A 15,028-nucleotide genomic window follows, 5' to 3' on the forward strand; every position below is an offset into this window, starting at 1 on the left:
GTCAGAAAACAACATAGGTAATATTTCTATCTCTTTTGTATAGAATAACTTACTTATCTTACTGCATAGAGTATAATCCGTTGAAAGGAAAAGAGATAGGTGCAGAAAGTTGGCTGTTTTTCTTCTTACTCGCTTCTTACTTCATTACTGCAATTTATAAACATTCAAAAATAAAGATTATGACTTATCAGGAAGCCAACCATATCAGTATCAAAGATTATCTGAAATCATTGGGCATTCTGCCCGCAGTGGATAAATATTATTACGGCATGTATCACAGCCCGTTCCGTCAGGATGATACGCCCAGTTTCAAGGTAGATTACGGTGTAAACCTGTGGTGTGACTTCGGTACGGGTGAGGGCGGCTCGCTCATCGACCTTGTTATGAAGCAGCACGGGTGCAACGCCTACGGTGCTATCTGTCGGCTGGAACAGCATTCAACCGGAAATTCTTTTTCTTTTCAAGGGAAAGATGTTTCAGAAAGGAATCAGCATGAAAGGAAACAACCGACCAGCCCGATAGAAATCCGTAAAATCCAGCCGTTGCAGAATCCGGCACTCATGGATTATTTGAGAAGCAGGAACATTCCACCTCAAATGGCAGCACACTATGTGCAAGAAATGTATTACCGTATCGGTGACAAGCCTTATTTTGCGCTTGCTTTCAAGAACGATGCCGGAGGTTACGAGCTTCGCAATCCACGTTTCAAAGGTAGTACATCACCCAAAGACATCACACATATACGGCAGTCAGGCAAAAAGAACGATAGCTGTTTTGTTTTCGAGGGAGTTATGGACTATCTTTCTTTTATCGCCATCCGGCAGAAAACAAATCCCACCTATCCTTGTCTTGACTGGCAGGATTACGTTATCCTGAACTCAACCACAAATGTAGATAAAGCCCTATACCCGTTAGCCGATTACGAGCATATCCACTGCCTTTTGGATAATGACGAAGCAGGACGTAAAGCCACCCAAACCATACAAAAGGAATATCGTTGGCATGTACGTGATTCATCACATCTGTACAGTGAATACAAGGACTTGAACGATTATCTGTGTGGGAAGAAGTTTAACCAAACAGAGGAAAGGCAACGGTCAATCCAACAAATGCAGCCGGAGAAACAAAAACAGTCTGCCAAGCAACAACAGCCGGAAGAGAAAAATAGACAAACTCCCGGTGAAAAAAGAAAAAGGGGCAGACGATTATAATCCGTAAAACAGGCAGAGCATAGCAACGGCAAGCGGTGTGATTTTGGGGAGCAAGGTTATGTTTCGGTAGACCGAAACCCCTTGCTTTGCTCATCGCAAAGGGAAATTTCTCCCGTTGGTCGCAATTTCTAAGATACCACCTAAAAAGCAAAAACGTATGACAGAGATAAGAAACAAGTCAGGAGGTCGCCCGGCAAAGAACCGGATAGACAAACAAAAACGGGTAGTCAGTACAAAGCTGACAGAGTTACAGTATTACGCTATCAAGAAGCGAGCCGGAGAATCCGGTCTGCCTATTAGCGAATACGTCCGGCAAGCGGTTGTTTCGGCAGAGGTAACGCCCCGGCTCAATAGACAGGATGCAGACACTATCCGCAAATTAGCAGGAGAAGCGAACAACCTCAACCAGCTTGCACACCGAGCCAATGCAGGAGGTTTTGCGCTCGTGGCTGTGGAGCTTGTGAAACTGAAAAACAGGATTATTGAAATCATAAACCAGTTAACGGATGATTGGAAAAATAAAAAAGGGAAGCGGATTTAAAGGCTGTGTGAACTATGTACTCGGCAAGGAACAGGCAGCTTTGCTTCATGCGGAGGGAGTGTTAGCCGAAAGCAAGCAGGACATAATCCGTAGCTTCTGCATGCAAACAGAAATGAATCCCGGTTTGAAGAAGCCAGTCGGACATATTGCGCTAAGTTATTCAGTAGTGGATGCCCCAAAACTAACAGACGAGAAAATGATACAGTTGGCACAGGAGTACATGCGTGAAATGAAAATCACCGATACGCAGTATATCATCGTGCGGCATCAAGACCGGGAGCATCCGCATGTACATATTGTATTCAACCGGATAAATAATAACGGCAAAACCATTTCAGACAGCAACGATATGTACCGGAACGAGCAAGTTTGCAAAAAGCTGAAAGAAAAACACGGACTGTATTTTGCCAAAGGGAAAGAACAGGTGAAACAACACCGTCTAAGAGAGCCGGACAAAACGAGATACGAGATTTACACGGCTGTAAAGAATGAAATCGGAAAATCAAGGAACTGGCAGCAGTTACAGGAACAGTTAACGAAAAAGGGTATCGGCATCCAGTTTAAACACAAAGGGCAGACGGATGAGATACAGGGCATTTCCTTTTCTAAAGGTGAATACACGTTCAAAGGCTCGGAGATTGACCGCGGTTTCAGTTTTTCCAAACTGGATAAATATTTTGGGGATGCAGGATTGACAACAGCCGGAAGCAACAAGCAAACGATTACCGCACAAACACAGGAGCCAGCAATAAACAAAAGCGATAATTCGTTACTGGCAGGTTTAGGCGGTTTGTTTTCCGTTTCGTCCTCTCCGGTTGATGAAACGCCTGAAAATTCCGATTTGAGAAAGAAGAAGAAAAAGAAACGACAATTTAAGTTATAAGCGTATGGAAGAAAATTTGATTTTAGAGGGGCTTCTCTCTATGGTTACAGAACTGAAAGAAAAGCAGGAACAACAGGTGACACCAGCCAGTCGGGAGGAAACGATAAACCGACTGGATGTTATCGAGCAGCGTATTTTGGAATTACAGAGGAAACCTACTATTCCAGAAAACATAGTGCAGGAGATTTTAAGTCAAATCGCCAGTATCAAGCAAGGACAGTCCGAGAACCAAAAACAAGACCTTGAAGATATAAAGGGGCTTATCGTAGCTTCACACAGATATTTCAAGGAGAAACTAAAGATATTGTTTCCGGCTGACACGCAACAATCGGAAAAGGCAGAACCCGGTTCTTTATATGACAAAATTCTAAACCGGATTACTCCCTATCTACAACCGAAGTTCTTTCTTTTTTCAGCAGGAATACTCATTTGCCTTGTATCGTTAGTCCTGAATATCCGTTTTGCTGAACGGATGCAGCAGTTACAGGACAATGATATAAAATACCGTTATCTCTTGATGAAAGGAAAGGCAGACGGTCGCAGTTTAGATTTGCTGGAAATGAATTTCAGCCGGAAACGGGATAATGCTTTTATTCAAAGCGTAACAGATACGGTTATAGATTTTGAATATCGTAGCCATAAGCAAGCGGAAGCGTTGGAACGTGCAAGGCTGTTGGACGAGCAAGCCAAACAGTTAAAAAAGGAAGCAGATAAGTTAGGAAAACCATAGAAAAGAGAGAGCCGGAGTAAGTGATACCCACCACTCCGGCTTATCTGTCTTACTTCTTTTCCCCAAACTGCTTTTCAAAGTTACGGAGCATGACCGCATTAAACCGTTCCTTGATGAACTTCCGGACATCCGAAGCCCGGTAATAGACTTTTCCGCTAATCAACATATAGGGAAGCTCGTTTTTGCTTCGCAGCCGTTGTAAAGTTCTGATGCTAACTTTGAACAACAGGCATAAATCCTGATTATCCAGTAGGTTATCATCTTCGGACAGCACTTTATCTGCATTGCGCAATACCCGTACATCCTTGCAAAGCTCATCCAATTTGTCAAATAGCTTTTGCATCCATTCCTTGAAATCATAGTTTTCTATATACATATTTGCTTCATTTTTCAGATTATACATTCTTGTTTGTCAATCGATTGATGAAGCAAAGTTCAGAAAACCAGTGCAAAGAAATTACGGGGTAGCACATGGAATCCCCTATAAATTAAAGCTAAGTTATTGATTATCTATATCCTTTTTTATCATGTTCATTTCGGATAAGGTCAGATAGTCCATTAAGAAATTCGGTTATTTTGCCCGGCTTGCGCTTTATTACATCCTCATGCTTTTGGTGATAGTCTTTTAGTTGGACGTTAAACACCCATTCAAAGGCTTTAGATAAATCAGACAAGAAAGCTGGTTTGCCATTTTTATAGACGATACGTTTGGAAAGGAATAAACCGCTGATAATTTCCATTATATCAATCAGGTTTGTTTTGTCTGCCAAATAAAGAGGGGAAAAAGGTTGTTTGTTAAAGTGTGATTTGAATTGCTCCGGGTACTTGATACGCCATTCCACAAGGCGTATTTCATTGTTTAGTAGCCCAATCGCTTCATCAATGAGATACAAATAAGGCATTTTTTTCTTGCTCAAACCGCACATGATACGATTTAAGTCTATACAATCCGAAAGAAAGGTAGCGTAGTAAAACGCTATTATTCTGTTCATTAATACTAAAATCAGCCAAGTGAATAGCCAATTCCTCAATAGCTTCCATAAATTCTGATACGGAAACTTTACGTTGTGAGCATTCCGATAATAATCGAAAGAAACTCAAATCTGATATTCTGTTCATACAATAGAAATACTAAATGTTTCTTTATTAAGCATATATATTTGTCATCCCATTAAATAGCATTCAAGTGAAGCTATTGAATAAAAAACATTCCCAGCATTGTGAGCTTCTAATTTTTGTGCATCTAAGCAAGAAGTTACCCATGAAGCAGATAAACATCGTATTCCAACTTCCCTACAAGACACAATATCTGAAACTGTATCACCTATATATATCATTTCATCCGGTTGTAACTTATAATCTGCGAGCAATTCCCTAAAATTCTCTGCTTTATTATTTTTGAAAGGATTTCCAGTTTTTACTTTATCAAAACACGTGTCCATATTAAATTGACGTAATGTTATCGCACAGCTCTTTTCTCCTTTTCCTGTAACCAAAGCAATAAGAATAGATTTCTTTTTTAACTTCTCAATCAGTTCTGTTATACCGTCAAAAGGACGAGGGCACATTATATGCATTTGTTCGTATATCACGTAGAAGTCATCCAAAGCATTTTCCCAATTATAACCAACAAGTTTTTTTATCATCCCTTTTTCATTTAACCCAAAAGTTTCTAAAATATCATTTTCGGATACATCATTAAGAGTAACATAAGGAGTTACTGCCTTTCTTAAGGCTTTGAGGCACATGGGAATTGTATCTCCGATTGTACCGTCTAAATCAAAGGCTACTAATTTAATCATAGCCCTACATTTGATTGATTTTCCGTATCACCCGGCAAGGATTTCCTACCGCCAAGCTATTTGCCGGAATATCTTTGGTTACAACACTTCCTGCACCAATCACACTTTTTTGCCCTATTGTCACACCCGGTAAAATAATCACTCCACCCCCAATCCAGCAGCCATCCTCTATCATGACAGGGAGTGCAAAAGTTCGACGGACATATTTACAGCCATCCGGGGTTTCTGTCCATACAAGCCGTTCATTAAACTCTACCGGGTGGGTTGCCGTATAGATTTGCACATTAGGTGCTACCAGCACATTGTTCCCTATGGTAATCTTATTGCAATCGACAAATGTACAACCAGTATTTACGGTGACATTATCACCGATATGTATATTGCATCCATAATCACATATAAACGAATGACCGACAGAAACATTTGCGCCTATACTTCCAAACATTTCCTTTAGTACGGCATATTTTTCAGTCTTTTGTTCATACGGCAAAGAATTATATTTCATCAACAAGTGATGAGCTTTACTTTTCAAATCCATAAAAAACGGGTCGTGGCAATCATACCATTCACCTGCCAAACATTTTTCCATTTCAGTTTTCATAAGCTATGATTTTAAATATATTGCAAAGTTATACCGATTTTTCGGCTAATTTCAGGTATTATTTTTCGTTATTTTGGTATTAATCCGTTTTTTAGGGCTATATTTATGGCATGAAAAGAGAAAACCTACATCAACCATTCGAAATTAGTTTTAGCGAGCTTGACGAATCCTTGCTAAAAGAGCATGAACATACCTTTTTTGAATTAGTATATATTCTTTCAGGAACAGGCATCCAATGGATTAACAACAATATGTTTCCTTATCATGACGGACATTTGTTTATGATTACTCCCGGAGATACGCATTCTTTCGAAATCCATACAACAACTAAGTTTGTCGACATCAAGTTTAACGACATATATATACATTCTTCTGTTTTCGGTGCTGAAAATATCCAAAGACTGGAGTTTATTCTTCAACATGCTAATCATCAACCCGGTTGTATACTAAGAAATAAAGTAGATAAGTTACTGGTGAAACCTATGATTGAAGCGATTATCAGGGAATATATTAACCGAAATTTATACAGCAAGGAGATTATAACACAAATAATTAATACGATTATTATTGTGGTAGCACGCAATATCGCAATGTTCTTGCCTGAACAGGTGGATGAATGCTCTGAGGACAAATCACTTGACATATTGCAGTATATTCAAGCAAACATCTATAAAACAGGTAAAATCAGAGCAAAAGATATTAGCCAACATTTTGGCATTTCGGAGAATTATTTAGGACGATATATCAAAAAACATACTAATGAAACTATGCAGCAATACATTTTAAACTACAAACTAAAGTTAGTAGAAAATAGATTATTGCATAGTCAAATGAGAATTTGTGAAATCGTTGAAGAATTGGGATTTACCGATGAGAGCCATCTTAATAAGTTTTTCAAAAAGTATAGAGGATGCAGCCCCTCTAATTTCAGAAAGAACAATTTGAAGTAAACCATATACATATCCTTGTTTTTAGAGTTATTGAAACAATAGAAATGACTATTTTTGCATTATATTTATAGATGTCTATGACAAATACAGAAACCATACAATCACTCATCAATAGCGGAGAAGGCTATAATGTAGAATTTAAAGTTCGTGTTCCTTCAAAAGTTCGTGAACTAACAGAGGAAATTTGCGCTTTTGCTAATGCCGACGGAGGATATTTACTCATTGGTGTAGATGATAACGGTCAGATTATTGGCACAGATTTAGAGAATGACAAACGTTCAGCCATTCAAGGCTCTATCAGTGAAATATCCCCGGTTCTTCATTGTGAGATGTATGCGGTAAGTATAGAAGATAAGACAGTTTGGGTAATTGATGTTCCGTCAGGTAAAGATAAACCTTATATATTTTCTGGCTCTATCTTTGTGCGTGAGGGAGCAAACTCACAGAAACTTCGCACTATCGAAGAAATGCGCAGCTTTTTTCAAGAATGCAACAAAATCTTTTTTGATGCTATCCCTTGCTCATGGTTCAACATCTATACAGATGCAGACGAACAAGCGATAAAAGACTTTCGCACGGAAGCAAAGTTAAGCCCATCGACTGCCAACAAACAGATTTTTGAGAATTTGGAACTGTTTACTGATAAAGGAGTAGCCAAGAACGGTGCAGCCATGTTCTTTGGAAAACAACCTGAACGAAAATTTCCACACGCAGTAACAAGATGTGTCCTTTTCAAAGGAACTACTAAGGTATATATCATAGATGATAAAACCTTTGGCGGTCCACTATATCAGCAATATTTGCAGGCTATGGCATGGCTGGAAAGCAAACTGCAAGTAGCTTATAAAATTGAGGGAGCAGGACCAAGAGAAGAAATTTGGGAAATTCCTCTTACTGTGTTCAAAGAAGCCATTATTAACGCTCTCTCACATCGTGATTATTACGAACAGGGAGCAACCATTACAATAGAAATGTTTGATGACCGGGTAGAGGTTTCTAATCCCGGAGGGCTTTTGCCTATCGTAGCTAAAGATTTCGGGCACAAGAGTATGACACGTAACCCCTTAATCTTTGGATTATTTACCCGCATGCATTTGGTTGAAAGGGTAGCATCTGGCATTCCCCGTATGCAGGAAGCTATGAAAGAAGCCAATCTTCCTGAGCCTGAATTTCATACGGACGGGATGTTTACGGTTATATTCAAAAGAGGTATCAGTATCAAGAATGATACTGTAAATGATACTGTAAATGATACTGTAAACTCAAAAGAACAAGAAGTTCTAAATATCATCAAGCAATATCCGGGACTTAATTCGTCTAAGATAGCAGAGTTAATAAACAAAAGTATACCTACGGCTAAACGCTACTTAAATTCTTTAGTAAAATTAGGATTGATAGAGTTTAAAGGGGCTCAAAAGACAGGTGGGTATTTCACAAAATATAATACAAAAATATGACGAAAGACGAATTATCAAAATACATCAATACTGCTATTTCAAATGTTGACTTTATAAGCAATATTTGCGCTGAACTAAAGATTAACGATAAAAATGTCGAGTTTTTTCAGAATGTATTAATAGCTAAGAACTATCTATCAATAGTTTTTACGGATTTAGCAAATAATATAATACCTGTTCTATTTTACGATAAAATTTTTCATAACATAGAAGAATTGAAACTTGATGTGCTACTCTCTAATCAAATGTTTAGGCAAAAAGATAAAACCACTATTGATATTTCAAGACTTAAAAATTTATTAGCTCAATGTGATTTAAAAAAATCGTATAGCTTTTTCTCTACATATAAATTCTATAGTAGTCTTCATTTTTTTCAGGATAATATTGTTATAGTAGGAGCTAATGGATGTGGAAAATCCACTTTATCATCAATGCTAAAAGACACAATTGATGAAAGAGATGGTGTAGTCATTCCAGCACAAAAGCTACTGATTGTTCCAACATTTGATAATACACCCAATTTTAATAGTTCATCCAAAGAGTATGAAGAATTTGAGAAAAATTACACAGATAGTAAAACAACATATAATGCTTCTCAAAGTAATGATATTCCCTATAATGACACACAACGATATGGTCGAGAATATAAGGTCGTACTAAAAAAATTATTAGCAGATAGAGGCTACATCAGAAATATTTTTTGCAATAAAATACAAAGAGGAGAGTCTCCTAGTAGTAATGATTTGTATAGTAAGTTAGATAAAGCTATTGATATATGGAATTCTTTGATTGAACATCGAACTATGTTTTGCGATGACAATAATCAAATACAACTAAAAACAAAAGATACTGATGAAATATATCCTGCTTACAAAATGAGCGATGGGGAAAAAATCATACTCTATTTAATAGGACGTGTCTTATTGGCTCATGCTAATGCGCTAATTATTATTGATGAGCCCGAGATATATCTTCACAAAGCAATTGTAAACAAGCTATGGGATAAACTGGAAGCTGAAAGAAATGATTGCTTATTTGTCTATTTAACACATGATTTAGATTTTGCTTCAACAAGAGAAGCTTACAAATACTGGATTAGTTCTTTTAGACATCCTATGTTTTGGACATTTGACCCCATTCCTAAAAATGGCATACCAGAAAATCTTTTGATGAAATTATTAGGGAGTAGAAAAAAAATATTATTCTGTGAGGGGAAAAAAGGAAGTTGGGATAAACAAATATACGAAATATTATTCCCGGAATATACTATAACTCCATTAGAAACATGCAGCGATGTTATCAATTATACGCGGGCATTTAATAAGATACCCAATAAAGATAGTGAAGCATTCGGAATAATAGACCGAGATTTTAGAGTTGAAGAACAAATAGAAAAACTAAAGATTGAAAATATATATTCATATTTTGTAGCAGAAATTGAAAATCTTTTCTTATCAGAGCAATTTATTATAGAATACGAAAAGTTCAAAAACGAAGAAAACAAAGTAGAAAAAATTAAAGAAAAAATATTTTCTCTGCTTGAGAAGCATAAAAAATTGCAAATTTCAAATTACGTATCATCGTATATTAATTATTGTTTTAAAGAGTCCCATATAAAAAAAGGAAACACAAAAGAGGATGTTATTTCTAACTATAATATTTTTAATGAGAAAATAAAAATTGAAGAATGGTTTAGTGATAGAGAAGCTTTAATTGATAAAGTAATTCGTGAAAAAGATTACAAGAAAGCCATTTTGCTATACAATAACAAAGGGCTGCATTCAGCAGTTGAAGATGTACACGGACTAAAACCAAATACATATAGAGAAAAGGCTCTATCTTTTTTGAGAAATAGTGAAGTAGCAAAACAAATTCTCAAAGCCTATTTTCCAGATATTGTATAATAATTAACCATTCTCAAATATCATATATTCGCTAAAAAATTATTTGTTTTTAAATATAGTCTTATCTTTGTCCTCAGAAATCGTACTCAAGATACAAACTTGTGTTGAACGGTGCAAAGCTGTGAAAACCTTATTCAAGGGACTTACATCGTAGCAAAGATATAACTTACTGAAAGATAGTGCCATATCAATCCGTTTTCGGTTGCTGGTGGCACCACCTTTAAAAGACTTCAAATTTGGTAAATCCCTGAAAATTAAACATTTCAGGGATTTTCTTTTTCTCCCAATCCGCATATTTTTGGCAAAATAACGCACTTCCGCAGTGCTAAATCGTGGACAATTTTAGTCTCGAAAAAATGCCCACGATTTGTGCTGTAAGTCGTTGATTGTATTATCGTTTGATATCAGATATAGAAGATTCACGCTGTGAGTATTCTATTCTGCATTCTTTTTTAGCCATTCCAGCCTACGATGGTCAGGTAGATGTTTTACTTTGAAGTGTTCAAAGGTAACATTAAATCCTTTTCCGTCCGGACAAGCCGCCATCAGTCCTACTTGCACAGGCGTATTGTCCTGCAACCAGGCATTGCGCATAAGCGTGTACTCCTTATCATCAAACGAATAGAAGATTTCCACAGCATCCAATCGTCTGATGGCCTTTATCCATACATATGGAACAGCTTTTTCTAATGTAATTACGCTCCAATCCGATGTTTTATGGGTAACAACGGTACTCAAATTGAATTTACCGTCTACGAACTCGATACCTGCTTTGATGTAGTTTTCATGGTTAATACGAAGCATTAAACCTGCTTGGTCGAAACGTACTTTATAGTCTCCTGTAACCTTAACTTTTACTTCAAATTCTCCTCCATAGGTGGTGTAATAAAAAGGTGCATCATCAACAGTAAAACCATAATGAGAAATCCGCCAATAGTCACTTTGAGGCGTGACAAACATAGAAAGAGATTTGTCACTGATTTTCCATTGCTCTGGCTCATTGAACCATTGCATTTTTTCTAATGACTGTGCCATACAAAGTTGTGATGACATAAGAATTGCTAAGAAAAAAAACGACTTTTTCATTTTACTTTTTATCATAATTAAAAATGAATCAATAACCGATTGTGAAACGTTCCTGATGATGTTTTTCCTGTTCCAACTCGTCCACCATTGCCATAGCATAGTCTTCTACAGAAATGAAACTTTCACCCTTTTCATCTACAATCAGGTCGTCTTTCCCTAAGCGGAACTTACCAGTGCGTACACCGGCTGTCAAATTACCAAGATTTGCCGCCGGAGAGAAGAATACCCAATCAAGCTCTTTTTCATTGACTAATGTTTCAAGAAAGAACTTCGCCATAGACTTAACACCGGGCAACCACGCATCCGGCAAAGTTCCCGTATCAACCAAACGCAGGCCGGGTTTAACAAACAGACTACCTGCGCCACCCACAACCTGAAAGCGTTTTACACCCGATGCTTTCACCTCATCCAAAATCTTTGGATAGACACGTAGTGTGTCCTCATACATATTTGGATTTGACCACCCCGGATTATATGCACTTATAATCGCATCCTTACCTTTTAATGTCTCAATCATTGCGGAAGTATTTTCCACATCAATTTCTTTAATCTCCAAATTTGGAGAACTTACTTTCATTTTGGCGGCATTGCGTACAATAGCCGTTACATAATGCCCTCTGTTCAACAATTCATTCAGAATTGCGTTACCTACAAAACCACTTGCACCGATTAATGCTACATTCTTCATGACAAATATTTTTTTAATGAATACGACGTTGTTCTTTGATGATGCAAAGTTCTATACTTTAAAAAACAAATACAAGTAGATACTGAACTCTCATATACTTACCATACAGAAACTAATACTGAACCTGAATGAATTACATTTTCTACTTTAACCTACTTTGACACAATAAATAAGGTGTATTTGCATCTAATTAGTTTTTAAGTTACTTTTGTATAGCAATTAAAGCACAATACCTTATGGAAGCAGATAAATTAAAAGATGAAATATTCATTCAGAATTGCCCGATAAGAAACATTCTTTCCCGCATTAGTGATAAATGGTCGATATTGACTATATTTACATTGGAACAAATTCCCGTCATGAGATTTGGAGAACTCCAAAGAACAATACCCGACATCTCACAAAAGATGCTAACTGTAACATTACGTACCTTGGAACAGGACGGCATTGTAAAACGTCAAGTCTATGCACAAATCCCTCCAAAAGTGGAATACTCTTTAACCCCACGAGGATTGTCATTATTACCCCATTTGAACTCTCTTATCTATTGGGCTAAAGACCAAATGGATAGTATAATGAAAGACCGAAAACGAAATGAATCGAAAGACTAACCATAATACTACATCATGTTCGTGGTTCAATATCTACACAGATGCAGACAACGAGCGATAAAAGACTTCCGCATGGAAGCAAAGCCATCGCTTCTCATATTGACAAAGCATTTATTGTCCAAAGTCTGGATAGCAGCTTCAATGTACGCAGAATCGAACGCTTTATGCTGCAACTCTCACCGGAGAATATTCAACCCGTAGGGAGATGGTGCTATTGCCGGATTCAGGTGTACTGATTGATACGCCAGGGGTAAAGCTATTCGGTGTTACCAATGACAACACGGATAATTTGTCGGAAATCTTGGATATATCCGATTATGAGGGAAAATGCAGAGATATAAAGGCAAAGCAACTGTCATATACGATATTAAAGGCCTGCATTATCCATATAATCAGGAAAAGTTCCGCTCCTCTCAAGCAACTGTTTCTGTCACGATAGACGACAACCAGCCTTAACCTCCGGGCTATGCCTATGAATAGAACTAATTCAGAGTAGATCAGTAATATTGGAGGCATAAAAAGAATGGAAGATATGATGTAATTGTGTCATACTGCTAAAGAATGACATACTAAAACTATTTTATCTCCCGTTAATTCTTTACATTTGCCACAAAATTACAGCGATTATGACAGAATGCAAGGATGAACACATATTAAGTTCCATTGATTACCCGGAGGATTTGCGGAAATTGTCCCCCGATAAACTGGAAGAGGTATGTGCAGAGTTGCGTCAATATATAATAGATATACTCTCTGAAACCCCCGGGCATTTGGGGGCAAGCCTCGGTACAGTAGAACTGACAGTCGCTTTACATTATGTATTTAATACCCCTTACGATCGTATTGTCTGGGACGTGGGGCATCAGGCTTATGGCCATAAAATACTGACCGGCCGGCGGGAAGCATTTCATACTTTACGGAAGTTTAAAGGCATCAGCGGTTTCCCCAATCCGCAGGAAAGCCCGTATGATGCGTTTATTGCCGGCCATGCCTCAAACTCTATTTCGGCAGCAATGGGTATGTCGGTCGCTTCGGCATTAAAAAATGAAGCGAACAGGCATGTGATTGCAGTAATCGGTGATGGAGCCATGACGGGCGGATTGGCATTTGAGGGGCTGAACAATGCATCGGCCAATCCGAACAACCTGTTGATTATCCTTAATGATAACGACATGGCGATAGACCGCGCTGTCGGTGGCTTGAGCCAATATTTAGTTGATATTACGACCAGCCAGGCATATAATAAGATGCGCTATGACGTCTATCGCGGCTTGCGTAAGATGAAGCTGATCAATAATGACCGGCGGGAGAATATCCTGCGTTTTAACAATAGCCTGAAGGCATTGCTTACACAGCAGCATAATTTGTTCGAGGGATTCAGCATCCGCTACTTTGGTCCTATTGACGGGCATGATGTCGGGTATCTGACTAAGGTTCTGAATGACATAAAGGATATGCAAGGCCCCAAGCTGTTGCATATCAAAACGAAGAAAGGCAAAGGCTTCAGACCTGCCGAAGAATCGGCAACGGAATGGCATGCCCCCGGTCTTTTTAATAAGGAAACGGGCGAGCGTATTATCGTCCACAAGCTGAATGAGCCCCAACTCTATCAGGATGTCTTCGGGCATACCCTCGTCGAGCTGGCGGAACAGGACGAACGGATCGTCGGGATCACTCCCGCCATGCCAACCGGTTGTTCTATGACCTATATGATGAAAGCATTCCCCAAACGTGCCTTTGATGTCGGCATTGCGGAAGGCCATGCGGTGACCTTCTCTGCCGGGCTTGCCAAAGAGGGAATGATTCCTTTCTGCAACATCTATTCCTCTTTCATGCAGCGGGCCTACGACATGGTGATACACGACGTTGCCCTGCAGAACCTGCATATGGTGATTTGTCTGGATCGTGCCGGTCTGGTCGGTGAAGACGGAGCCACCCATCACGGGGTGTTCGACCTGGCCTATTTGCGTCCGGTTCCGAACCTGATTATATCGTCTCCGCTGAACGAACTGGATTTGCGGAACCTGATGTACACCGGATATAAGGAAAACAACGGCCCGTTTGTGATCCGTTATCCCCGGGGGAAAGGCGAGATGGCCGACTGGAGGAATGAAATGCACGTCCTGCCGATTGGAAAGGGGAAGAAGCTCCGCGATGGGGATGATATTGCAATCCTTTCGCTTGGCCCTATCGGAAACGAAGTGATAAAGGCAATAAAGATGGTTGAGGGTGAAGGTCTGTCGGTCGCCCACTACGATATGATATATTTGAAACCGATAGACGAAGACCTGTTGCATGAAGTTGGCAAGAAGTTCGATCGTATCATCACCGTCGAGAACGGTGTGATCAAAGGCGGACTTGGCAGTGCTGTCCTGGAGTTTATGGCGGATAACGGCTATACTCCGCGAGTAAAAAGAATCGGTGTGCCGGATGAATTTATCGAACATGGCCCGATACCCGAACAGTACAAACTATGTGGCATGGATGCCCAAAGCATCACTGATGAAATAAAGAAGATGGTTATCAGGGGGAAGGCAACTCCCCATACATTAATCACTATATAA

At 38.8% G+C, this 15,028-nt stretch carries 16 protein-coding genes and 1 pseudogene; 10 read left to right on the plus strand and 7 right to left on the minus strand.

Translation table 11 applies throughout. The annotated features are described in order from the left end of the window. Positions 1–179 precede the first annotated feature (179 nt). From DWU89_RS02410 to DWU89_RS02425, 4 genes are all read left to right on the plus strand, one after another. A complete protein-coding gene (locus DWU89_RS02410; RefSeq protein WP_115498113.1) occupies positions 180–1,211 on the plus strand; it encodes a toprim domain-containing protein in 1,032 nt (343 codons plus the stop codon). A 157-nt stretch (positions 1,212–1,368) separates the two neighbouring features. Then, positions 1,369–1,752 (plus strand): MobC family plasmid mobilization relaxosome protein, encoded by a 384-nt coding sequence (locus DWU89_RS02415; protein WP_115498073.1) that lies wholly within the window; start codon positions 1,369–1,371, stop codon positions 1,750–1,752. Then, positions 1,718–2,635 carry a relaxase/mobilization nuclease domain-containing protein gene (locus DWU89_RS02420; protein WP_115498074.1) on the plus strand — a complete coding sequence of 306 codons (918 nt, stop codon included), beginning with the start codon at positions 1,718–1,720 and terminating at the stop codon, positions 2,633–2,635. The genes DWU89_RS02415 and DWU89_RS02420 overlap by 35 nt, the downstream gene beginning before the upstream one ends. Positions 2,636–2,639: 4 nt before the next feature. Beyond that, positions 2,640–3,365, plus strand: coding sequence for a hypothetical protein (locus DWU89_RS02425; RefSeq protein ID WP_115498075.1), 726 nt, complete (start codon positions 2,640–2,642; stop codon positions 3,363–3,365). Between the two features lie 49 nt (positions 3,366–3,414). Here DWU89_RS02425 and DWU89_RS02430 read toward each other — a convergent pair whose 3' ends face one another. The 5 genes from DWU89_RS02430 to DWU89_RS02450 all read right to left on the minus strand — a co-directional run bounded on the left by DWU89_RS02430 (position 3,415) and on the right by DWU89_RS02450 (position 5,768). Continuing rightward, on the minus strand, positions 3,415–3,741 hold the full coding sequence (locus tag DWU89_RS02430; protein WP_115498114.1) for a helix-turn-helix domain-containing protein: 327 nt from the start codon (positions 3,739–3,741) through the stop codon (positions 3,415–3,417). A gap of 130 nt (positions 3,742–3,871) precedes the next feature. Beyond that, positions 3,872–4,291, minus strand: coding sequence for an RteC domain-containing protein (locus DWU89_RS02435; RefSeq protein ID WP_035450064.1), 420 nt, complete (start codon positions 4,289–4,291; stop codon positions 3,872–3,874). Further along, positions 4,245–4,484 carry a hypothetical protein gene (locus tag DWU89_RS20975; RefSeq protein ID WP_115498076.1) on the minus strand — a complete coding sequence of 80 codons (240 nt, stop codon included), beginning with the start codon at positions 4,482–4,484 and terminating at the stop codon, positions 4,245–4,247. The genes DWU89_RS02435 and DWU89_RS20975 overlap by 47 nt, the downstream gene beginning before the upstream one ends. 44 nt (positions 4,485–4,528) lie before the next feature. Continuing rightward, positions 4,529–5,167 carry an HAD family hydrolase gene (locus tag DWU89_RS02445; RefSeq protein ID WP_115498077.1) on the minus strand — a complete coding sequence of 213 codons (639 nt, stop codon included), beginning with the start codon at positions 5,165–5,167 and terminating at the stop codon, positions 4,529–4,531. Positions 5,168–5,171: 4 nt separating this feature from the next. After that, the gene (locus DWU89_RS02450) at positions 5,172–5,768 is read right to left on the minus strand and encodes a sugar O-acetyltransferase (RefSeq protein WP_087375414.1); all 597 of its coding nucleotides are present in this window, start codon (positions 5,766–5,768) and stop codon (positions 5,172–5,174) included. Between the two features lie 110 nt (positions 5,769–5,878). Here DWU89_RS02450 and DWU89_RS02455 point away from each other — a divergent pair, with 110 nt between their 5' ends. The 3 genes from DWU89_RS02455 (at position 5,879) to DWU89_RS02465 (ending at position 10,079) form a co-directional block, all read left to right on the plus strand. Continuing rightward, on the plus strand, positions 5,879–6,718 hold the full coding sequence (locus DWU89_RS02455) for an AraC family transcriptional regulator (RefSeq protein WP_008656803.1): 840 nt from the start codon (positions 5,879–5,881) through the stop codon (positions 6,716–6,718). 77 nt (positions 6,719–6,795) lie between these two features. Next, positions 6,796–8,175 (plus strand): AlbA family DNA-binding domain-containing protein, encoded by a 1,380-nt coding sequence (locus DWU89_RS02460; RefSeq protein ID WP_115498115.1) that lies wholly within the window; start codon positions 6,796–6,798, stop codon positions 8,173–8,175. Next, positions 8,172–10,079 carry a DUF4435 domain-containing protein gene (locus tag DWU89_RS02465; protein ID WP_115498078.1) on the plus strand — a complete coding sequence of 636 codons (1,908 nt, stop codon included), beginning with the start codon at positions 8,172–8,174 and terminating at the stop codon, positions 10,077–10,079. Before DWU89_RS02460 ends, DWU89_RS02465 begins: the two co-directional genes overlap by 4 nt. 435 nt (positions 10,080–10,514) lie before the next feature. Here DWU89_RS02465 and DWU89_RS02470 read toward each other — a convergent pair whose 3' ends face one another. Together DWU89_RS02470 and DWU89_RS02475 are read right to left on the minus strand one after the other, a co-directional pair. Then, a complete protein-coding gene (locus tag DWU89_RS02470; RefSeq protein ID WP_115498079.1) occupies positions 10,515–11,165 on the minus strand; it encodes a DUF1349 domain-containing protein in 651 nt (216 codons plus the stop codon). Positions 11,166–11,193: 28 nt separating this feature from the next. Further along, entirely contained in the window at positions 11,194–11,853 is a 660-nt protein-coding gene (locus DWU89_RS02475) for an NAD(P)-dependent oxidoreductase (protein WP_115498080.1), read from the minus strand. Between the two features lie 236 nt (positions 11,854–12,089). On the opposite strand from DWU89_RS02475, the gene DWU89_RS02480 reads away from it, so the two are divergent. The 3 genes and pseudogenes from DWU89_RS02480 (at position 12,090) to dxs (ending at position 15,028) form a co-directional block, all read left to right on the plus strand. Next, entirely contained in the window at positions 12,090–12,464 is a 375-nt protein-coding gene (locus tag DWU89_RS02480) for a winged helix-turn-helix transcriptional regulator (RefSeq protein ID WP_115498081.1), read from the plus strand. An 80-nt stretch (positions 12,465–12,544) separates the two neighbouring features. Further along, positions 12,545–12,822: pseudogene (locus DWU89_RS02485) on the plus strand (hypothetical protein); the annotation flags it as partial. Between the two features lie 268 nt (positions 12,823–13,090). Then, complete coding sequence (gene dxs / locus DWU89_RS02490) at positions 13,091–15,028, plus strand: 1-deoxy-D-xylulose-5-phosphate synthase (RefSeq protein WP_115498082.1); 1,938 nt, start codon at positions 13,091–13,093, stop codon at positions 15,026–15,028.

The sequence above is a fragment of the Parabacteroides acidifaciens genome, from assembly GCF_003363715.1.
GTDB classification, from domain to species: domain Bacteria; phylum Bacteroidota; class Bacteroidia; order Bacteroidales; family Tannerellaceae; genus Parabacteroides; species Parabacteroides acidifaciens.